This window comes from Nocardia jiangxiensis NBRC 101359 (genome assembly GCF_000308615.1).
Classification (GTDB): domain Bacteria; phylum Actinomycetota; class Actinomycetes; order Mycobacteriales; family Mycobacteriaceae; genus Nocardia; species Nocardia jiangxiensis.
Map to the genome: position 1 here is coordinate 33,424 of NZ_BAGB01000028.1, position 20,424 is coordinate 53,847.

22 protein-coding genes are annotated in these 20,424 nt (G+C 67.6%); 12 read left to right on the top strand and 10 right to left on the bottom strand.

Going from position 1 to position 20,424, the window contains the following annotated elements:
• Positions 1-108: 108 nt before the first annotated feature.
• Complete coding sequence (locus tag ON40_RS09990; protein WP_040820984.1) at positions 109-678, top strand: TetR/AcrR family transcriptional regulator; 570 nt, start codon at positions 109-111, stop codon at positions 676-678.
• 24 nt (positions 679-702) lie between these two features.
• On the opposite strand, the gene ON40_RS09995 is transcribed toward ON40_RS09990, so the two are convergent.
• On the bottom strand, positions 703-1,416 hold the full coding sequence (locus ON40_RS09995) for a SanA/YdcF family protein (protein WP_083895540.1): 714 nt from the start codon (positions 1,414-1,416) through the stop codon (positions 703-705).
• Positions 1,417-1,536: 120 nt separating this feature from the next.
• On the opposite strand from ON40_RS09995, the gene ON40_RS10000 reads away from it, so the two are divergent.
• The 4 genes from ON40_RS10000 (at position 1,537) to ON40_RS10015 (ending at position 5,976) form a co-directional block, all read left to right on the top strand.
• Positions 1,537-2,337, top strand: a complete 801-nt coding sequence (locus ON40_RS10000) for a nuclear transport factor 2 family protein (protein WP_040820988.1) — start codon at positions 1,537-1,539, stop codon at positions 2,335-2,337.
• A gap of 199 nt (positions 2,338-2,536) precedes the next feature.
• Positions 2,537-3,142 (top strand): MspA family porin, encoded by a 606-nt coding sequence (locus ON40_RS10005; protein ID WP_040820905.1) that lies wholly within the window; start codon positions 2,537-2,539, stop codon positions 3,140-3,142.
• A gap of 5 nt (positions 3,143-3,147) precedes the next feature.
• Positions 3,148-4,020 (top strand): MspA family porin, encoded by an 873-nt coding sequence (locus tag ON40_RS10010; protein ID WP_157186254.1) that lies wholly within the window; start codon positions 3,148-3,150, stop codon positions 4,018-4,020.
• 111 nt (positions 4,021-4,131) lie between these two features.
• Positions 4,132-5,976 (top strand): Eco57I restriction-modification methylase domain-containing protein, encoded by a 1,845-nt coding sequence (locus ON40_RS10015; protein ID WP_245567742.1) that lies wholly within the window; start codon positions 4,132-4,134, stop codon positions 5,974-5,976.
• Between the two features lie 40 nt (positions 5,977-6,016).
• Here ON40_RS10015 and ON40_RS10020 read toward each other — a convergent pair whose 3' ends face one another.
• The 3 genes from ON40_RS10020 to ON40_RS10030 form a co-directional block, all read right to left on the bottom strand.
• Complete coding sequence (locus ON40_RS10020; RefSeq protein ID WP_040820910.1) at positions 6,017-6,637, bottom strand: TetR/AcrR family transcriptional regulator; 621 nt, start codon at positions 6,635-6,637, stop codon at positions 6,017-6,019.
• Positions 6,638-6,724: 87 nt separating this feature from the next.
• Positions 6,725-6,904, bottom strand: coding sequence for a hypothetical protein (locus ON40_RS10025; protein WP_040820912.1), 180 nt, complete (start codon positions 6,902-6,904; stop codon positions 6,725-6,727).
• 149 nt (positions 6,905-7,053) lie between these two features.
• Positions 7,054-7,569: a gamma carbonic anhydrase family protein gene (locus ON40_RS10030; RefSeq protein WP_040820914.1), complete on the bottom strand. Its 516-nt coding sequence runs from the start codon at positions 7,567-7,569 to the stop codon at positions 7,054-7,056.
• Between the two features lie 129 nt (positions 7,570-7,698).
• On the opposite strand from ON40_RS10030, the gene ON40_RS10035 reads away from it, so the two are divergent.
• The 3 genes from ON40_RS10035 to ON40_RS10045 all read left to right on the top strand — a co-directional run bounded on the left by ON40_RS10035 (position 7,699) and on the right by ON40_RS10045 (position 10,320).
• Positions 7,699-8,187 (top strand): LURP-one-related/scramblase family protein, encoded by a 489-nt coding sequence (locus ON40_RS10035; RefSeq protein ID WP_040820992.1) that lies wholly within the window; start codon positions 7,699-7,701, stop codon positions 8,185-8,187.
• Positions 8,188-8,380: 193 nt separating this feature from the next.
• Positions 8,381-9,592, top strand: a complete 1,212-nt coding sequence (locus ON40_RS10040) for a hydroxymethylglutaryl-CoA reductase (RefSeq protein ID WP_051192931.1) — start codon at positions 8,381-8,383, stop codon at positions 9,590-9,592.
• A 200-nt stretch (positions 9,593-9,792) separates the two neighbouring features.
• A complete protein-coding gene (locus ON40_RS10045) occupies positions 9,793-10,320 on the top strand; it encodes an HD domain-containing protein (RefSeq protein ID WP_169541847.1) in 528 nt (175 codons plus the stop codon).
• Here ON40_RS10045 and ON40_RS51760 read toward each other — a convergent pair.
• The gene (locus ON40_RS51760) at positions 10,296-10,805 is read right to left on the bottom strand and encodes an NUDIX hydrolase (RefSeq protein ID WP_157186255.1); all 510 of its coding nucleotides are present in this window, start codon (positions 10,803-10,805) and stop codon (positions 10,296-10,298) included. The genes ON40_RS10045 and ON40_RS51760 overlap by 25 nt on opposite strands.
• 278 nt (positions 10,806-11,083) lie before the next feature.
• On the opposite strand from ON40_RS51760, the gene ald reads away from it, so the two are divergent.
• Positions 11,084-12,196: an alanine dehydrogenase gene (ald, locus tag ON40_RS10060; protein WP_040821000.1), complete on the top strand. Its 1,113-nt coding sequence runs from the start codon at positions 11,084-11,086 to the stop codon at positions 12,194-12,196.
• Positions 12,197-12,324: 128 nt separating this feature from the next.
• Here ald and sigJ read toward each other — a convergent pair whose 3' ends face one another.
• Together sigJ and ON40_RS10070 are read right to left on the bottom strand one after the other, a co-directional pair.
• Positions 12,325-13,254 carry an RNA polymerase sigma factor SigJ gene (gene sigJ, locus ON40_RS10065; RefSeq protein WP_083895542.1) on the bottom strand — a complete coding sequence of 310 codons (930 nt, stop codon included), beginning with the start codon at positions 13,252-13,254 and terminating at the stop codon, positions 12,325-12,327.
• 99 nt (positions 13,255-13,353) lie between these two features.
• Positions 13,354-14,823: a carboxylesterase/lipase family protein gene (locus tag ON40_RS10070; RefSeq protein ID WP_051192934.1), complete on the bottom strand. Its 1,470-nt coding sequence runs from the start codon at positions 14,821-14,823 to the stop codon at positions 13,354-13,356.
• A 62-nt stretch (positions 14,824-14,885) separates the two neighbouring features.
• Here ON40_RS10070 and ON40_RS48040 point away from each other — a divergent pair, with 62 nt between their 5' ends.
• Both ON40_RS48040 and ON40_RS10080 read left to right on the top strand, forming a co-directional pair.
• Positions 14,886-15,506, top strand: a complete 621-nt coding sequence (locus ON40_RS48040; RefSeq protein WP_051192935.1) for a TetR/AcrR family transcriptional regulator — start codon at positions 14,886-14,888, stop codon at positions 15,504-15,506.
• A 160-nt stretch (positions 15,507-15,666) separates the two neighbouring features.
• Complete coding sequence (locus ON40_RS10080) at positions 15,667-16,599, top strand: cobalamin biosynthesis protein (RefSeq protein WP_040820918.1); 933 nt, start codon at positions 15,667-15,669, stop codon at positions 16,597-16,599.
• A gap of 163 nt (positions 16,600-16,762) precedes the next feature.
• On the opposite strand, the gene ON40_RS10085 is transcribed toward ON40_RS10080, so the two are convergent.
• Complete coding sequence (locus tag ON40_RS10085) at positions 16,763-18,250, bottom strand: cation:proton antiporter domain-containing protein (protein WP_040820921.1); 1,488 nt, start codon at positions 18,248-18,250, stop codon at positions 16,763-16,765.
• A 224-nt stretch (positions 18,251-18,474) separates the two neighbouring features.
• Between ON40_RS10085 and ON40_RS55440 the strand changes: the two genes are divergently transcribed.
• A complete protein-coding gene (locus ON40_RS55440; RefSeq protein ID WP_281033018.1) occupies positions 18,475-18,609 on the top strand; it encodes a hypothetical protein in 135 nt (44 codons plus the stop codon).
• Positions 18,610-18,689: 80 nt separating this feature from the next.
• Here the strand turns inward: ON40_RS55440 and ON40_RS10095 are convergent, their stop codons facing one another.
• Both ON40_RS10095 and ON40_RS10100 read right to left on the bottom strand, forming a co-directional pair.
• On the bottom strand, positions 18,690-19,679 hold the full coding sequence (locus ON40_RS10095; RefSeq protein ID WP_040821008.1) for an SURF1 family cytochrome oxidase biogenesis protein: 990 nt from the start codon (positions 19,677-19,679) through the stop codon (positions 18,690-18,692).
• A gap of 5 nt (positions 19,680-19,684) precedes the next feature.
• Entirely contained in the window at positions 19,685-20,230 is a 546-nt protein-coding gene (locus tag ON40_RS10100; RefSeq protein ID WP_281033019.1) for a low molecular weight protein-tyrosine-phosphatase, read from the bottom strand.
• Positions 20,231-20,424: the final 194 nt, after the last annotated feature.

Consider the following 20,424-nt stretch of genomic DNA (forward strand, 5'->3'; position numbering starts at 1 on the left):
TGCCCGTACGCACTAACTGTCACATCAACGTAGCAGTTATCGAAGTTTATTCCATCTGAATGTGGCTGATGTTCGGCGATGAGCGGCACTGCCGGATACCTTGGAGCGATGAGAGCGGATGCGGCGCACAACCTGGAACTCGTCCTGCGCACCGGCGCGCGGCTGCTCGCCGACGATCCCTCGGTGAGCATCGCCGCCATTGCCGCTGCCGCCGGGGTGGACCGGCGCACCGTGTACCGCCGCTTCGCCTCCCGAGAGGACCTGCTCGCCGCGGTGTACCGCGCCCGCTACGACGCGGTCGAGGAGGTGATCGCCGCGGCGAGATTGCGGGAGGCGCCCGTCGGTGTCGCACTGCACCGCTACGTGGAGGGCATCATCGAGGTGAATCGCCGCTGGCCCGTCGAGACGTTCCGCATGTTGTCCGAGAAGACGATTCGCGACCGTCGCGAGGGGTTCATCGCGGAGGTCGAGCACTTCCTGCGCCGCGCCACCGAGGAGGGACTGCTGCGCGAGGATCTGCCGCAGGGCTGGATCGGCGCGGTGCTGCCGTCGCTGCTGCTGCGGGCCGCCGAGGACCTCCCCGAGCTCAGCGCCGCTCAGGCCGCCGACGTCGTGGTGGACACACTGATCAACGGATTCGGCGTCGGTGCACCCGATCGACGTGCCGCATTCCGGTGAAAGGAGCTGCGGCGCAAGGCGATATCAATGCGGGCTCGCCGCGATGGCATCGCGGACCGAGGTCTCCTGGCGGCCGAGGAATTTCGGATCGGGTTGGACCAGCATCGAATACACCGCCTTGATCGCGGCGATCTGATCACGTACCCAGCATTTGTCGTAGGTGAGGTTGTGCGCCTGGCTGTGATCGCCGACCGCGGTGGTCCGGATGCCCACCGACCGGCACAGGGCGATGGTGCGCGGGACGCTGAAATCCTGGGTGACCACGATCGCGTTGCGCACCCCGAAGATGCGGTAGGCGCGAGCGCAGGACTGATAGGTGTCGAAACCGGCGTAGTCCAGGGCGATCTTGTTCGCGGGCACGCCCTTGTCGATCAGATATCTGCGCATCGCATCGGGTTCGTCGTAGGTCGGCGTGCCGAAATCTCCGGTCAGCAGCAGCGCCTGGACCTTGCCCGTATTCAGCAGGGTGCGAGCCAGGTCGAGCCGGCCGGCCACATAGGGGGAGGGTTGGCCGTTCGGGTAGATCTCCGCACCCGGCACCAACGCGACGTCGGCGGGCGGCACCGAGGTCGCGGAGTACTCCGGACCGCTCGCGCGCCACCGGACGACGCCGATACAAACACCGACGAGCACCATCACCGTGAGCGCGGCCACCACCGCCACTCGGAGCAGAACCTTCGGCCGCAGCCAGGGCCTGAGGAAAGCTCCCACCCCCGAGGGGGTATCACGCGGACTCATGCGCGAAAGTCTGCCCGGTCGGGCACTCGATCCGGAATCCATTTTTCCGCCCCGTGACATGAAGTAGAACACGTTATAGGTTAGGGGTGGGTTCATCGCCCCACGTCACGAAGGGAAATGATGTCCGCAACTGGATCAGCCGCCGAACTGCTGGCCGCCGTCGAGGCGTCGCCACGGGCTGTCGCCGTGCACGATCGCGCCGCCTGGATCGGATTGTTCGCATCCGGAGCCCGGGTCGAGGATCCGGTCGGATCGCGTCCGCACATCGGGCACGCGGCGATCGAGCGCTTCTACGACACGTTCATCGCGCCCAACGGCATCGCCTTCCGGGTCGAGCACGACGTGGTGTGCGGTGCGACGGTATTCCGCGATCTGGTGATCGAGACGACCATGTCCACGGGCGTCACCCTGCGGGTGCCCATGCATCTGCGCTACGACCTCGAGCGAGAGGGCGGGGCGCTGAGAATTCGTGAGCTGCACGCGCATTGGGAACTGCCGGTGATGATCGTGCAGTTGCTGGCCGCCGGTGTGCGCGGACTCGCCGCGGCCGTGCGACTCGCCCCGCAGTTGCTCGGCAATCAGGGAATCGGTGGCGCATTGGGCTTCGCGCGCGGGTTCGTCCGGGTCGGGGCCGCGGGTAAGCGGGCCGCGACGGGGGTGATCGAGGACGCCGCGCGTGGGGACGTCGACGGGGTGCGCGCGGCGCTGACACCGGGCGCGGTGCTCGAATGGCCGGCCGGAATCGCGGTGGATCCGGCCACTTTCGTCGCCCAGGCCGCCGGAACCGAGGTAGCCAAGTCGATCGCGGCGGGGCGATATGTGACCGCATCGGTGGAGACGACCGCCGGGCGCGGGATCGCCGAGATCGTGGTCGCGCGCGGTGGACGGGTGTCGGCGGTCCGGGTCTACGTGTCCGACTGATCCGGACTGTCCGGTGCGTCGCGGTTTCGGCGGGCCGGTACGCCGGAGTACTGTCTCCGGAACATCTCGAGCAGGCCGCTGTCCGGACTGTGCTGTCGCACTGCGATTCCCGGCAGATTCCCCGTGGGCTCACAGCTAACTCTTACCTAGATCAACAACCGTTGGCTGCGCTTGCCCGAACACAAACGATGAAGGAAATATGAGATTGGTTTCACGAGCCGGTCGCTGGCTCATTCGCGGTGGGGCGGGGCTCGCCGTTCTGATGCTCGGATGTGGTGTGGCGCAAGCAGATACGGTTGTACCGCTACCCGATGGCCGGCAGCATTTCACCACCGCGACCGGTGTCGCGGTCGATTTCAGCCGCACCGGTGAGAAAGCGGTGCTCTCCCCGTCCCTGGCCTACAACGGCCTCTCGCGCACGGCCACCATGTCGGCCACGGTCTACGCGACCGCGCCGGGCGTGACCGGCGGCACGCTGGTCACCGGCTACCTGGTCGGATGTCAGGTCGATCTGTCCGGTGGGCTCTCACTCGGCGGCGACGTCTATGTCTCGCCCGATTCGGCGTGGCCGGAGGTCGTGCCCAGTATCGATCTGGTGCCCGGCGGTGTGACGCAGGTGAAATTCGGGACCAAGAAGATGGATCCGAAAGCCGGTGCCATCGGCGTGGAGTACCACGACCGCGGCATCCAGGTCGACGGGTGCGCCGGATATGCGCAAGCGCGATCGTTCAGCACGTTGACGGTCACCAACAGCCGGGGCACCTCCGAGGTCACCCTGTACGGCAACCCGTTCAGCATCGGATGAGGGCGATGAGGGCGAAACTTTCGATGAACAGCAGTGCCGCAACGACATTCGGCCCGCGGGAGCGCAATCGCGCCGTGCGCGGCGCGCTGGGCAGCGCGATCGTGGCGGGTGTGTGCGTACCGCTCGTACTGGGCATCGGCGGGTCGGCCGGTGCGGACACCCACGTGCCGCTGCCGGACGGGCACGCGTCCTACACCACGCATGACGCCGTGACCGTGCACGTCGACCGCACCGGGGAGAGCGCCACACTGTCGGGATCGATGGCCGCCAGTCCGCTGTCCCGCAACGCGATGGTCTCGGCGGTGGCCACGGTGCAGGCCACCGCACCCGGCGGGGTGAAGATCACCGGCGGGCGGATCGAGACCGGCTACCTGGTGGGTTGTCAGATCGATCTGGGCAGCGCCGTACACGCCAACGGCAGCGGTAACACCGCCGATCAGAACAACTCCCAGTCCGGCAACGGCGGCGCCGATCAGTCGGACGGCGGCGGCGGTGCCTCCTCCTCGGATCAGAGCTCCGGCGGCAACAGCAGCGGCGGCGGTGGCGGTAACGGCGGCGGTGGGGGCGGCGGAGGTGGCGGCGGCGGACTCTCGGTCTCGACCGGCGACAGCGGCGCGGGTCTGAGCAGTTCGGGCATCACTCCGTACGCCGATCCGTCGATGTCGATCAAGCTCAAGCCGGGCAACGTCGCGAGCAAGATGATCCAGGTCTACAACTTCACCGGGACCTCCGGTACGACCCAGTACGTCGACCACACGATCTCGGTGGACGGTTGCGCCGGATACGCCGAGGCGCGCGCGTACACCACGGTCGTACTGCACGACAACGTCATGGATTCGACCGAGACGTTGTGGGGCAAGCCTTTCAGCCTCGGCTGAGTGGTTCCGGTGCGGTGCTGCGGACCGGGCCCGTGAGATGAGAACGAGCCGAGTGGGCTCGCGGGAGAGCATCCCCGCGAGCCCACTGTCGTGTGCGGGGTGTTCCCGGTCGTGAATTCGATCGAGTCGATCGGCTCGTCACCCGATATTTGCCGGTTCACCCGGGCAGAATGGTCCGGTATGGACGGCCGGGTGGGGCGGGCAGCGGCGGACCGGCGGGCGAGCGCGTCCGCCGGGGCACGGGTGCGCAAGCGGCACGGGCGGCACTACACACCGGTCCGGCTGGCCGAGTTCCTGGCCGAGCGTCTGTTGGAACATGTTGTGCCGCAGGGGCGGTTGCGAATTCTGGACCCTGCCTGCGGAGACGGGGAATTGCTGTTGGCGGTGTATCGGGCCGCGGTGCGGCGGTTTCCCGGGATCCCGGTTCAGCTCACCGGCTTCGACCTGGACGCGGCGGCGGTCGCGCTCGCGCGGGAGCGCGCCGCGGGGCTGCCGGTCACCTGGCGTGTGGGTGATTTCCTCTGTGCTGCGGAGGAATTGGCGGAGAGCAGTTTCGACGCGGTCATCACCAATCCACCCTATGTGCGGACCCAGCAGCTGGGCGGGGCGACCGCGCGCCTGTTGAGCGTGCGCTTCGGACTGCGCGGCCGGATCGATCTGACCCATCCGTTCGTCGCCAGCGTGCCTCGATTACTACGGCCCGGGGGTGTCCTGGGCTTGTTGTGTGCCAACCGATTTCTCACCACCAAGGCGGGCGCGAACCTGCGCGCGCTGTTACGCGCCGATCTCACCCCGGTCGAACTCTACGACCTGGGCGACACCAAACTCTTCGACGCCGCGGTACTACCGGCCGTCACCGTCGCGGTGCGCGCATCGCTCGCGACCCCCTGCCGCTACGTGTCGGCCTACGAGATCCCCGACGGTGAATCCGCCGAAACCCTGGACCTTTTCACCGCCCTGGCCGCTGCCCGGGAATGTTCGCTGCGGCACGAAGGTCGGCACATCGCGATCGAGGCGGGCACCCTCGACCCGGGTACCGCTGCGCCGCTCGAGGATTCGGTCGAGTTCGCCGTGCCGGTGTTGAGCGATTCCGGGCCGATCGTGCGTCCGGCGGATGTGGCGACGCCGTGGCGGATGTCGCGGCCGAGTGTGGACGAGTGGTTGCGGCGGGTGCGTGGCGGGACGTGGCGGACATTCGGCGAGGTGGCGCGCATTCGCGTGGGAATCAAGACGACCGCGGATCGGGTGTTCATCTCCGATCGGTGGGAGCATCGGCCCTCGCCGCCGGAGCCGGAGTTGTTGTTCGATCTGATCACCCACCACGACCTGGTGCCCTGGCGGATCTCCCGGGAGCGTCCGACCCGCGTGCTGTATCCGTACGATGTGAGCTGCTCGCGGCGCACGCCGGTGGATCTGGACGGATTCCCTTGCGCGGCAGCATATCTCGCCGAGCACAAGGATGTGCTGGCCGCGCGGGCCTATCTCACCGCGAGCGGTCGGGAATGGTTCGAGATCTGGGTGCCGCAGCGTCCGCATCTGTGGCGGCATCCCAAGCTCGTCTTTCCCGATATCAGTGTCGCACCGCGTTTCGCGCTCGATCGCAGCGGCGCGATCGTCAACGGCGACTGCTACTGGATCTCGGTGCCCGACATCGGCAGCGAAACCCTGGCGTATCTGCTGATGGGAGTGGCGAATTCGGCGCTGGGCCTGCGGTTCTACGATGCGGTGTGCGGTAATCGGCTCTATGCCGCGCGACGGCGGTGGATCACGCAGTACGTTGCGCGCCTTCCGGTTCCGGACCCGTCGACCGCGGCGGCGGACGCGCTCGTCCGCGGGGTTCGTGCCGTGGTGGAGGAGGGCGCGGCGCCGGATCCGGGGGAACTGGACGAGTGGGTCGCGGCCGCGTTCGGCTTGGGCTCGGCGCAGCTCGGCGACGAATTCAGTTCGCCCGCATGAGAATTCTCCTTCGTTCGACGCGGGCGGGCGCACCGGCGGTTCAGGGACGATGTCCGCCCATCATCGGCAGCAGGGTGCGGCGGGCGAACTCCCGTGCGGCTGCCTCGTCGCCGAGCGGGATCAGCCCGTCGGGGGTCAGCGCCAGGGACTGCGCCAGGCGTGCCATGATCTCCGCGACCAGGTCGGCATCGAAATCCGGTTCGGTGTCGTCCTTGTGGAGCGCCCGCAGTTTGTCGGCCAGATAGGCGCGTCCGACGGCGAGGATCGGTCCGGCCTGGGTGGTCAGTCGCGGCAGGATCAGGTCCGGTTCGGTACGCAGCAGGCGCTGCAGCAGTTCGTTGCGGGCCAGTGAGGTGATGAACGCGACGAAGATCTCCGCCAATTGGTCCTCGCCGTCGGTGATGGCCTGCACGCGGTCGTCGATATCGGCGACGAATCGCTGCGCCTCGCGCACCCCCACGGCCTGGACCAGATCGTTCTTCGACTCGTATCGGCGGTACAGGGTGGCCGGGCTGATCCCGGCGCGGCGCGCGACCTCGCCCATACTGGTGCGCTTGATGCCGAAGTCCAGGAATGCCGACAACGCGCTTTCGAGCAGATGCTCACCCTCGGCCCGGGGCTTTTCCAGGATGCGGGCCAGGATCGAGTGAACGGTGGGCATCGAGCCTCCAGTCGGTCGGCGGATACCGCGTCGATGCGGGTGGACGTGTCTCATTGTCTCATCGCCGCCGGTGGACGCCGCTCGCGCTCACCGCAGATTCAGTGCATCCATCTCTCGCTCGATGGCGTTCGCAGCGAAGTCGATTCCGCTGGAACGTAATTCGTGAACCCGGCGCTGCAACGCCTCGATGCCCCCCGGCTGGGCCGCGATATCGGCCACACTGATTCGCCCGCTGGATCGGTGCATACCGGACTGCTCGCACGACACCGTGAAACCTCCTTGCCAAACCACGTGCCCGCCGCCAGGGTGATATCCCTTGTGCTGCCAGCCGTCTCGGCGGCACCACCCGGACTCCGAGCTCGCTGCCACGATGCTAGCAAGACTCGGCAACCCGGATTCGAGCCCTGTGTGATGTGTCACACCTCGGCGGCGTCCCGGTGTACGGCCAGGTTGTGCAGGTACACAGTGGCGTTCAGGCGAATCCTGTCCAGCTCCGCCTCGCCGAGTTCGCGGCGCACCTTGCCGGGCACCCCGGCCACCAGTGATCCGGGCGGGATCTGCGCGCCCTCGGGAATCAGCGCGTTGGCCGCGATCAGGCTGCCTTCGCCGATCACCGCGCCGTTCAGCACGGTCGCACCCATGCCGACCAGGACGTTGTCGCCGATCGTGCAGCCGTGCAGGATCGCGTTGTGCCCCACCGAGACTCCCTCGCCGACCGTCAGCGGGAAGCCCGGATCCGCGTGCAGCACACAGCCGTCCTGGATATTGGTGCGCGGGCCGACGCTGATGTCCTCGAGATCGCCGCGCAGCACCGCCGAATACCAGATGCCGACCTCCGCGCCCAGTCGCACCCGCCCGATCACCGTGGCGTTCGGCGCCACCCACGCGGTGTCCTCGACCTGCGGTGCATGCTCACCCAGCTTGATCATCATGATCGTCAACCTACCGGGCGGGTTTCCGCGGGTTCGCTGTGATCCGTCATCGGTACTCGAGGCCGGTGGGGTGTGGTCGCCGTCCTGCGGGCGGGGTTCGCGTGCGGCGTATTCGGGCAGACTGGATTCGTGCGATATGTGATGCGGCAGCGGGTACTCGGGCTGGGCCAGGACTATTGGGTCACCGACGATTCGGGTAACAAGGCTTTTCTCGTCGACGGCAAGGTGCTCACGTTCCGGCGGACCTTCGAGCTGCGTGGGCCGCAGGGCGAGGTGTACGCGGTGGGGCGCCGGAAGGTGTTCGCGCTGCGCACCGCCATGGTCGTGAGCTCCGGCGGCAGGCATGTGGCCACCGTGCGCAAGAAGCTGTTCAGTCCGCTGCGGCACAGTTTCACCATCGCGCTGGCCGACGGTGAGCGGTGGAACGCGCACGGCGACCTGATCGAGAAGAACTACACCCTCGAGGGTCCGCAGGGCATCGTCGCCGAGACCTCGCGCAAGTGGTTCCGCATTCGGGACAGCTACGGAGTCGAGATCTATCACCCCGACGTTCCGTTGGCACTGGCGATCGTCGTCTGTGTCGACGAGATGGTCGCCGCGCAGCGCGAAAGTGATTAGGGACTGTTCACGGTAACCATGCCGTTGCGCCGCGCAGTATTTCCTGTCCGTTAATTATTTGTGTCGGTCGAATTCTGCTGCGGCAGTTGGTGATTGCTCGCAATGCGCTCGGTGGATCGGGCGGATACGCTCCGTGCGGGAGCTTGTCCCAGTACCTGCCCTGATGGGGCAGCGATCCGAGTGGAGAGTTGTGATGACGATCAATCCGGTGGTCGACGAAACGCCCGTCATCGAGAAGATGCCAGGGCTCGGGGAATACACGGAACAGGCTCGCGCGCAACGGCTGGAGTGGTATCGGTCGGCGACCGGTACCTCTCTCGACGCATTGCGTGAACCAGGGGTGCCCGCGGAACTGGTGCGCGGCAATATCGAGAACTTCGTCGGGACCATCGACGTTCCGGTCGGCCTGGCCGGACCGCTGCTGTTCGACGGCGAGCACGCCCGGGGCCCGATCATCGCGCCGATGGCCACGGTGGAGGGCGCGGTGCTCGCGTCGACCGCCCGCGGCGCGCGTGCGATGACCGACTCGGGCGGAGTGGTGACCAGGGTGCTGCGGCAGCGGATGACGCGGGTGCCCGGATTCGGATTCGGTTCGCTCGAGCAGGCCGCTCGATTCGCCCGCTGGGTGCCGTTGCAGTTCGACCAGCTCAGCGCGCGGGTGCGGGAAGCCTCCCGGCATGCGCTGCTGCTCGATGTCGAGGCCGTGCAGATCGGGCGTGACGTGCACGTCCGGTTCTGCTACGAAACCGCCGACGCCACCGGTCAGAACATGACCTCGGCGACCACCTGGCACGCCTGCCAGTGGATTCTGGACCACGTCGTCGAGCTGTCCGGGGTGGACGTGCTGTGGTTCATCATCGAGGCGAACATGGCCTGCGACAAGAAGGCGGCGAGCCTCAACACGATCGGCGGCCGGGGTTACCGGGTCGTGGCCGAGACCCTGCTCACCCGGGAGGCGATCGAACGCGTGTTGAAGACCACCCCGGAGATGCTGCATCGCACGCTGCAGGTGTTCGACGACGCCGCCTGGCACAGCGGCGCGCTCGGCGCCGACGTCGACGCGGCGAACGTGCTCGCGGCGATGTTCATCGCGACCGGCCAGGATGCGGCGAGCGTCTTCGAATCCGGTACGGCGATGATCTCCAGCCGCTTCGAGGGTGATGACCTGCTGATCACCCTGACCCTGCCGAGCCTGCTGGTCGCCACGGTCGGCGGCGGCACCGGCCTGCCGCAGCAGCAGGCGTTCCTGGAGGCGCTCGGCTGCGCCGGCCCGGGCAAGGCCCGTCGCCTGGCCGAGATCGTCACCGGATTCTGTCTGGCACTTGATATTTCGACCGTCTCGGCGATCGCCGCGGGCCAATTCGTCGCCGCCCACGAACAACTCGGCCGTAACAAGCGACTCTGAGTATCGCGTGTCGGGTGCCGACTCGGCAGATGTGGTTCACCGGCCGGGGGTGCGCTTCCGGCCGGTTTCCGCGTTCGATCCTTTCATCTCGGAATACGTTGGGGGTGAACATAATTCGACAACATCGCCCTCGATGATTGGTGGTGAATGACTGCGTCGACACGGACGTTCGGGTGCTGTCGGCGCGTAACATGGCAGCGGTGAACGAGGCCATGGCCGAATTACTGTCCCCGCTGACGGCGTCGCGACGCGCTCATTCGTTGGCGGTCGGGCGACGGATGGAGAGTGTGGTGGGCCATCTGCCTGCCGAGCTTCGTGCCGATGCGGTAACCGCAGCCTGTTTGCACGATGTGGGCTACGGCCACCCGGATATCGGGTTCCATCCGATCGATGGCGCTCGACTCTTGCGCACTCGCGGATATTCGCCCGTTGTGTGCCACATGGTGGCGTTCCATACTGCCGCGCAAACCGAGGCGGCAGTGCGCGGTCTGGACCAGCAGATATTCGACGAGTTTCGGCTGGTCGACGTGGACGGAATCGATGCCGCCGATGATTTCCTCTGGTGGGCCGACCTCTCCACCGGGCCGAAAGGTGAAGAATTCACTCTGGACGAGCGGTTGTCCGAGATTCTCGAGCGTTATGAGTCGGGGAGCGTCGTGTACAGGGCGATCATCCGAGCGGAATCGCAACTGCGAGAGGCATTTCAGCGAGTCTCGGGATCTAGGTAGGGATCGCTCTCGCTCAGTGCCCATTCGATGCGATTGCGCTGGCTTCGGTCCATTGTCAGTGAGGGAATTCGTTCGATGGGCACCCATTCGACTCGCGTACTTTCCTCGCTCGTCGTGGGATTCCCGCCGGTTGGTTCACCTCGGTATACGACCGTGAATTCCTGCCGAACCTCGTCGTTGCTGGTGTAGTGCCCGGGATCTTCATCCGGCATGGGATTGGTTGTGGGACAAGGTGCAAGGTGAATTCTGGGCCCGGATGTGTCCTTCCACGGATCGCGCGGCCGGTGCTTGTTCGGTATGGCGGTGGCGATGAGGGCGGACCCATCTCCGCCGAGGCGGCGCATCGAGGTGGATCGATGACTCTCTCCGAGCCGGCGGGGCATCGGACTTTTGTGCACGCGGACGGTCGATTGGCCGAATTCATGTGCCAGGTGCATCTGATCGAGCTGACCACAGAGCGCGCTCGACAGCTGCGGTTCATTCATCGGCACCGTCCTCCGGACGAATGCATCGTGCACCTGGAGGCGGCGTTCATGTTGGCTGCTGAGGACGCTCTGTGAGCTATCTTTCGCAGGGGTCTCGAACTGTGTTCGGAAGTTGTGCGAAACCGTCCGCGCGCCAACTCGGGATCGGATCTTGCGGCGTGTTCGTGCCAGGCTGGTGTGCTGCGAACAGCGACTCGTAGTTGCTGAATAATTGCTATTTTGTGAATCGCGCGAGTGGGGTCGTGGCGTACGGGGTGGTCGTGGGTGACGATGACGTTATGCGAATCGGTGTTCCGCGCGAGATCAAACCGCAGGAGACGCGGGTGGCGTTGACGCCGGCGGGGGCGGGGGAGTTGCGGCGGTACGGGCATGAGGTGCTCGTGGAGGCGGGGGCCGGGGTGGAGTCGGGGTTCTCGGATGTGGAGTATCGGGATGCGGGGGCGCGGGTCGTGGTGGCGGCGGAGGTGGTGTGGGGCGACGCGGATCTGGTTTTGAAGGTGAAAGAGCCTGTTGCGCCGGAGTATTCGCGGATGCGGTCGGGGCAGGTGCTGTTCACGTTTCTGCATCTGGCTGCCTCGTGGGAGTGTACCGAGGCGATTCTGCGATCCGGGATCACCGCGATCGCCTATGAGACGGTGCGCGGTGCCGGGGGATCGCTGCCGCTGCTGGCGCCGATGAGTGAGGTCGCGGGCAAGCTCGGCGCGCAGGTCGGCGCGCAGCACCTGATGTCACCCAACGGCGGTGCTGGAGTATTGCTGGGTGGTGTGCCCGGGGTGCGGGCGGCCGAGGTGACGGTGCTGGGCGGTGGTGTGGCCGGATCCCATGCCGCTGTCGTCGCGGTGGGTATGGGCGCGCACGTCACGGTGCTCGATACGAATCTGGTGCGGTTGCGCGAGCTCGACGCGCGTTTCGACGGACGGCTCGAGACGGTCGGGTCCAACGCCGCCGAGGTCGACCGGGCCGTGACCGACGCGGATCTGGTGATCGGATCGGTCCTGGTGCCGGGAGCCCGTGCGCCGCAACTGGTTCCGGATACGTTGGTGGCGCGGATGCGGCCCGGTGCGGTGCTGGTCGACATCGCGATCGATCAGGGTGGCTGCTTCGAAAGTTCCCATCCCACAACGCATGCCGATCCGACCTTCCGGGTGGCCGACACGCTGTTCTACTGCGTGGCGAATATGCCCGGCGCGGTGCCGCACACCGCGACCGTCGCGCTGACCAACGCCACACTCCCGTATGTGCGCGCGATCGCGGACCACGGCTGGCAGGCCGCCTGCCGCGCCGATCCGGGCCTGGGCCACGGACTGACCGCCGATGCGGGACAACTGTTCTCGGCCGAAGTCGCGCACGCGCACGGCCTGACGGCGATCGACTTACCGCCCGACCGGTGAGCCCGGACGTCCGAAGGTATCGGTCGGGTCGGTGCCTCGCGGTCGGCTGCGCGGTTCGTGCGTTGCGGGGCAACCGTTTTCAGCGCTGGCGCAGGTGCGTGGTCAGGCGAGGTGTGCTGCCCGGACGCCTACAGGTACCAGTCGGGCTCCGACTCCTCCGGCAGGTGACGCAGTTTGTCGGGGTTGCGCACGACGTGGATGGCCGTGATGGCGCCCTGTTCGACGGTGAAGGACATCACCCCGGGGTAGGCGCCGTCGAAGACCAGCAGCCCGGGTTGTCCGTTGACCCGCACCTCCCGGCCCCACGCCCCGGACGCGGCCCGATACCAGCCGAGGAACAGCTTGGCGATCAGCTCGGACCCGCGCACCGGCTGGCGGACCGCCGGAACCTTGCCGCCGCCGTCGGCGGTCAGCACCACGTTCTGGTCCAGCACACCCAGCAGCGCGCTCATATCCCCGGTGCGCCAGGCCAGGGCGAAGGCGGAGACCGCCTTGCCGTGTTCGTCGGCGCTCGCCGGGAAGCGCGGAGTGCCCTCCTCGACGTGTTTGCGTGCCCGCGAGGCCAGCTGCCGGACCGCCGCCGGGGTCCGGCCGACCACCTCGGCCACCTCGGGACCGGTCATCCCGAACACCTCCTGCAGCACGAATGCGGTGCGCTCGGCGGGGGTGAGCGACTCCAGCACCACCAGCAGCGCGGTGGTGACACGTTCGTCCTGGGTGACGCGGTCGGCGGGATCGTCGTCGGTGCTCACCTCCGGCTCCGGCAGCCACTCGCCGACGTACTGTTCGCGGCGGGCGCGCGCGGAACCGAGCTGATCGAGCGCCAGCCGGCCGGTGACGGTGGACAGCCAGGCCCGCAGATTATCGATCCGCTCACCCGGCGCGCGATTCTCGTGCCAGCGTTGCAACCGCAGCCACGCCTCCTGCACCACGTCGTCGGCGTCGCTGAGACTGCCCAGCGTGCTGTATGCCAGCCGCCGCAGATACTGCCGATGCTCCTCGAACTGCCGGGCCAGCTCGGCCCGGTCGATGTCGTCGGGGCGTTCGTCGGTCGTCACTGTGCATCCTCACTGCCGTCCCGCGCCTTCCAGCGTGAGCTTATCCGTCGCAAGGTGGACGAAATCGCCACCGGAGGTGTGACAGGACCGGATCGCGGCTCACCCGAGCGTGGATTCACTTTCGGCCGCGCGAGGGCGTTCGGGCCGCCAGATCCGATCGGATGCCGACAGTGATTCCTCGCCCAGCGCAGGCGGGGTTTGCCAGATCCGGCGAACTCTCGTGGTGCTGTCGAACCGGGGCCAGCCGGGGTCGCCGGTCGTGGCGAATGCCGCAAAGGCGCTGCGCATCGCGGTCGAGAGCACCGCGAAGTCCGGTGGAATCCGCGGCCCGATGAGATCGGCGGCGAGCGGACCGTGCGGGGTGTCGAAGGTGAAAGGCACGTCGAGGCCGTGACAGGCGCGCAGTGCGCCGTCGCGGGCCGGGCTGGGCCACGCGAACTCGTACAGGTAGGTGGCGGTTCCGGCGTCGGCGTGCGCTTCGGCGCACCACAGGGCGGGCATCCGGAACAGGGCGTCGGACAGGATCAGGGGGTGCAGGTCGGCGTCGGTGATGCCGGGATTGTCGGCTCGGTAGTCGCGCACCGCGTCGGCATCCAGGCCGCACCCGCGAGCGGTATCGACGGGATCGACGCCCGACAGGTCGGCATCGACGGTGAACATCCGGGCCTCGTCGGTGGTGTACCCGCAGACGAGTTCCCGCGTGCCGAATGTCTTCTGCTGCTGCGGGATCCACGGTGGCGCGTCGAACAGGTCGTGGTCGACGGTGAGTCCGTAAGGGGCGTTCGGATGAGTCCAGCGTCCCGGTTCCTGCGACATGGTCACCACCGGGGTCATCTGAACCGCGTGGATCGCCTCGGACGGCACCGCTGCCAGGGCTTCGACCGTCGCGGGAACGCCGAGCTGTGAGGTGATCATCGCCGACACCGCGCGGGCCTCGTCGGCGGGGACGAAGATCTTTCCCGGACTCTGCGCGATGCCGCGCCGAAACAGTTCCAGTGCAACGTCATCGGCGATCAGGCCCACCACCGACGACGCACCGGCGGACTGGCCGATCAGCGTCACCGCGCCGGGATCCCCACTGAAGGCGGCGATGTTCTCGTGCACCCACCGGAGTGCGGCGAGTTGGTCCAGGACGCCGCGGTTGCACGGGGCGTCCTCGACCCAGCCGAACCCCTCGTACCCCACCCGGTAGTTCACCGTGACCACGACGATGCCCGCGGCGGCGAACGCGGCACCGTCGAAATCTGTGGTGGCGGCGGTGCCGCCCAGGCACGCGCCGCCGTGCAGCCACACCAGCACCGGCATTCCCGAGGACGCGACGTCGGGGGTCCACACATTGACCGTCAGGCACTCGGGATCGTCACCGGGATGCCAGAGGATCGGCTGAGGAACCGAGGAACCGAACGTCCGCGCGTCGCGCACCTCGTCCCAGCGCTGCGCCGGAGCGGGCGCCTGGAAACGGCGGGGGCCCTCGAGCGGCGCGGCGTAGGGAATGCCGCGGAAAACCGAACAACCCTGCCGCGATTCACCACGTACGGCGCCGCACTGTGCGCGAACGACCACATCCACTTCTGCCCCCTCGGAGATCGGCCTAGACTTATATAAGTCACTGTACTAAAAAGCGAGGTTCGGTGCCGAAGATCGTTGACCCCCGACAGCGGCGCGACGAGGTCGCGGCCGCCCTGTGGCGAGTGGCCCACCGCGAGGGCTGGGGCGCGGTGAGTCTGCGCAGGGTCGCCGCCGAGGCGGGTCTCTCGCTCGGATCGCTCCAGCACTACTTCGCGGGAATGGACGACCTGCTCAACTACGCCGTCGCCGGTGTGCTCGACGTCCTGGACGAGCAACTCGCCGATCAGCTCACCACCCTCGCCGATCCGGACCATGCCGAATCGACTGTGCGCCAGGTACTTCAGAGCATGATCCCCGGTGCGACCCCCGACCTGTCGGGCACTCCGCCGCCGGACGACGTCTGGCAGGTCCAGGTGATGGCCTGGCTGACCGTGGTGAGCCGGGCCGCGCAGAACCCGGCGATGTCGGCGCGGTTGTCCGCCGGTTCCGATCGGCTCGCGCGAGGGATCACCGCCGCCCTGCGCATGAGGGCCCACCGCTCCCCGGAACAAGCGCAACGCGACGCGCGCGGCCTGCTCGCCCTCGTCGAGGGCCTGCTCCTGCAGCTCGCGCGCCGCGACATCGACCCCGCCGCGGCCGCCGCGACCCTCGCGCGTTTCGTAGCGGTCGTGTTCGCCCGTTGAGGTCGACACAAGCGCTGACGGGTCGATGGGCAGTCCACGCGATGATCCGGATCCCGGCCACACGGTGCGTCCGACCAAGCGACCGATGCGGTGCGAGACGCGGTGGGCAACCCGGTCGATACTGGTCGATGACCTGCCGCGTTAGTCTCGATCGGTGGGTATGCGGATGTCGACGGCTGTCGGGTTGGTGCTGGGGTTCGGTCTGGACCGGGCGGTGGGCGATCCGCGGCGGTGGCATCCGGTGGCCGGATTCGGTTCGGCGGCTGCGGCATTGGAGTCGGCGACCTACCGGGACGGGCGGATGGCCGGGGTGGTGCACGAGGTCGTGCTCGTCGGGGGGACCGCCGTGCTGGGCGTGGCCGTCGACAGGGTGGGACGGGGACGGTTCGCGGTCGCCACGGCGCTGACCGCGCTGACGACCTGGACCGTGCTGGGCGGGACGACGCTCGCGCGGACCGGGCGGGCGATGGCCGATCGGCTGGAAGCGGAAGATCTGGCCGGGGCTCGCGCGCTGCTGCCGGCGCTGTGCGGGCGCGATCCGGAGGTACTCGATGCGGACGGATTGGCCCGTGCCGCAGTCGAATCCATTGCCGAGAACACCTCGGACGCGACCGTCGCACCGCTGGTGTGGGGTGCGCTGGCCGGAATTCCGGGCCTGCTGGTCTATCGCGCGGTGAACACCTTGGATGCGATGGTCGGCTACCGCAACGATCGTTACCGGAACTTCGGCTGGGCCGCCGCCCGCACCGACGATCTGGCCAACCTGCTCCCGGCCCGGGTGAGCGGCGTCCTGACCGTGGCGTTGGCCCCGCTGATCGGCGGACGTCCCGCTGCTGCGCTGCGCGCCTGGCGTCGTGATGCCGCGAAACATCCGAGTCCCAACGCGGGCGTCGCCGAATCCGCGATGGCCGGCGCCCTGGGCGTCACGCTGGGTGGGCGCACCCAGTACCGCTACGGCCCGGAACTGCGCCCCACCCTCGGCGACGGTCCTGCGCCGCGCGTCGCGGATCTCCGTCGCGCCGTATGTCTTTCGGAGGCGGTCCAGCTCGCTGCCGCGCTCACCGCCGCCGTCGTGAGCCTCTCGCCGAAATAGTGAAAGCTACTGTGGGCCAGAGACTCCAGACTCCCAGCTCGCTGAAGCTGCTGCGGACCAGCGACTCCGGAGTTACAGCTCCCTGAAAATGCTGCAGACCAGCGACTCCGGACTTACAGCTCCAAAAGCTGCTGCAGACCAGTGGCTCCGGAGTTCCGGCTCGCTAAAGCTGCTGTGGGCCCAGGGTGTCCGAGGTGAAGAGGTCGGAAATCGTTGCCCGGGAATCGGGTTCGGCGAGGATCAGCACCTCGTCACCGCTGTGCAGCAGAGTTTCCGGGGTGACGGTGACCAGTCGGCCGCGTCGGATGATGACGCTGACCCACAGATCGTCCGAGGGCAGTTCCGCGACGGTCCTCCCGTCGGCGATCGACCCCGCGGCGACGGTGAAACGGTGCAGACTGTCGGGTTCCTCCTCGAACCGGGCGTTCATCGTCCACGGGCGCGGATTCACCGTCTGCAACGGAACTCCGAGTCGCCGTGCCAGGACGGGAACCACGCTGCCCTGCACGATGACCGAGAAGGCCACCACCACGAAGATGATCTCGTAGGCCCGCTGCGCATCGGGCACCCCGGCCCGCAGAATGTAGGTGCCCAGCAGAATCGGCACCGCGCCTTTGAGCCCGGTCCACAGTACGAACAGGCGCTCGCCGAGGGCCAGACGCATTCGCCAGATCAGCGCGCCGACCAGTACGGGCCGGATCACCAGCGTCAGCAGGACCGCCAGCAGTAACCCGATCCACCACGCGCCGCCGTCGACCACACCGTGTTCGCCGGTGACCTGGATGGTGAAGCCGAGCATCACGAACGCGACGATCTCGCCCAGACTGGCCAGCGCCGAATGGAATCGTTCGATATCGCCGCGATAGGGCGCGCGCTGGCCGCCGATGACCACACCCGCCACCAGGACTGCCAGGAATCCGGAACCGTGTGCGAGCGTCGTCACGCCGTAGAGAGCGACCACGCACATCAGCACCCGCAGCGAATACAGTCCCGCGGCCGGAAGCGGCACCCGTCGCATGAACCACAGCAGCGCCAGCCCGCCGACGAGCCCGGCCACCGCGCCGACGACGATCTGTACCGCGAATTCGCCCAGTATCGAGCCGATCGAGTGCATATCCATCCGGCCGGCGCCCAGCAGCACCACCAGCAGAGCGATCCCGACCGGATCGTTGGCTCCTGATTCGCCCTGGACGATGATCCCGCCGCGGCCACCGATCTGCCGCCGACCCAGTACGGAGAACACCACCGCGGGGTCGGTCGGCGACAACGCCGTGCCCAGCAGCAGGGCGATACGCCAGTCGAGACCGAAGAGAGAATGCGCCGCCAGCGCCACCGCGGCAGCGGTCACGAGTGTTCCGGCCACGCCGATCCAGGTGATGGCCCCCGCATTGGCCCGGAAACGCCGCCAGCCGATCTGCATACCGCCGTCGAACAGGATCACCAGCAGCGCAACGGTGACGATCTGTTCGACCAGAGTGATCGGAATCTTCCCCAGAGCAGGCCAGATGTCCGAGGCCGCCGCTGCGCCGACCAGGAACAGCGCGGGCGCGGGAACGGGGAACCATTCGCCCAGCCGATTGGACAGCACCGCCGCCAGGCCCACGAGCGCCGCGATCAACAGCGCGACCGCGAAGGGCGTCACATCGTTCATCGCGACCGAGCCCCGGTGATGAATCCGGACCGAGATCGCTTGGCAGCGTTGCTATCCGGTGTGCGCACAGAAGTCCTTTCCGGAATCCACTGACGAATCCTGTCGACCAGACTTCCCGACGCACCTGCGTACAACCTTAACGGTTCGTTGATCTTCGGCCGCATCGCCTTGTCCGAATTGTGTCGATCCGCACGTCGGCCCGGTCGTGCGGAAACAGTGACTGGATGGGCAAAACGGTCGGCGAGTCGACAGGGTTTGCCGGTGCCTCGAGCGGACAGGTCGATGCCGCACTCCTGCCGCGTCAGGTGCTGCTCGTTATGTGCGTGGCTGGGTTTGCTCGGCTCGAGCTGGTGTCGTGAGGGCGTCACAGGTGTGCGATTCGGATGTGGCCGATGCACCGGTGGCGTTGACCGCATCCGTAGTGGGCGTGTGGCGGGGTTCAGCGCCGCATGCCGCCGTATCGGTCGGCGAGCCGTTGGGCGTTGGTGCGGACTTGCGGAACAGCGACCGGTTCGGTTGTGGCAGGGGCGGATTCGGTCGGTTCCGGAACGTCGTCGGCTGCCGCGGTGGGAGTCGGGACGGGAAGGACTGCGGTAGTGGCCGCGCGCGGGGTGGAAGTGGTTGCCGCAGTGGCAGGTTCGGTTGCGGGGCCGGAATCCTTCGGGGCTTCGGCACGTTCCCGCCGACGTTCGCGGATCTCGGCGTAGACGAAATACCCGAGTCCGAGCGGGGCCATGACGCCGAAGGCGATCCACTGCAGGCCGTAGGACAGGTACGGGCCCGCGTCCAGCTGCGGCAGGGGCTGCGGGGTGAACACACCGGGCTGGTCGTCGCTCAACTGCAGGTAGCCGCCCGCGCCGCCGGTCGGGATCGCGGTGAGCGGAGCGTCGAGCACAGTGGCGAGCTGGGTGGTGTCGATGGAGTACACCTGCCGGAAGCCGTCCTGCGTCATCGGCTCCTTACCGGGAATGACGCCCTCGGATTTCCGCACCCGGCCCTGGATGTGCTGTTGTCCGGCCGGTGGGTCGGTGATGGTCGGCAGGTGGGAGCCGTCGGGTGCGCCGACCAGGCCGCGGTCGACCAGCAGGGTGCGGCCGTCGTCGAGGCGAAATTCGGCCAGGACGCCGTAGGCGGGTTTGTCGTCCAGACGTTGCAGCCGCTCGAGCACCGTCGAGCCGGGCACGTAGCTGCCGGTGGCCGTGATCTGCCGCCATTCGGTGTCCTTGGCCTTCGGATCGGCCAGGAACTGCCCGACCGGGACGGGCGCGGCGTTGACCGAGTCGGCGATCAGATTGTTCCTATGCGAGGTCGAGATGTTCTTCCCCAGCTGCCAGGGCGCGAGCACCGTGAAGCACAGGTACGCGAACGCGACGACCACCACGGCCAGGATCGCCCAGCTCGGCCGGAGCAGGAAAGTGAGGCGGCGCAGCACGCTCATCGCGGATCGCCGTGCCCACGTGTGTCGACGGCAGGGTCCTCGACGAGCTGGTCGCGCACCCAGTCCAGCAGCCCCGGCATGGCCGCCTCGATCTTCTCGCGGACGATCTCGAAGTCGTGGTCGTCGCCGTAGTACGGATCGGAGACGTCGGGTGCGGGGGCGTATGGATCGAAGCTGCGCAGCAGGCGCCGTCGGGCCGCGGGCACCCCGAGCCGGGTCAGTTCCCGGTCGTGCTGGCTGTCCAGGCCGATGACCATATCGGCGCTCAGGTGGTCGGGCCCGATCATCGCGGCCACGTGGCCGGTCGGGTAGCCGTGCCGGGCCAGGACCGTGGTGGTGCGCGGATCGGCGTCCGATCCGGCGTGCCACGGGGTGGTCCCGGCGCTGCTCACCCGCACCCGGTCGGCGAGCCCGGCTCGCTCGACGTTCGCGGCGAAGATCTTCTCGGCCATCGGGGACCGGCAGATATTGCCGGTGCAGATGAACGTCACGTGCAACTGCGCGCTGGAGAAGTCTCGTGACCAGGACGTTTGCGTGGTCACGGGGTCCATCCTGCAACTCTCCTACGTTCTGTGCCGCGTTCGTATTCCGGTATGTGGCGATCCACGGCCACGCCAAGCCTGCGCGCCGAGTCTATCGCCTGCCCGAATGCCGTTTCACCTCGCCGGGGTCGTGCGGCGGTGCGGTCGCGGCGGCGATGTTCGGATGATTCTGATGTTTTCATCAATATCGCCTT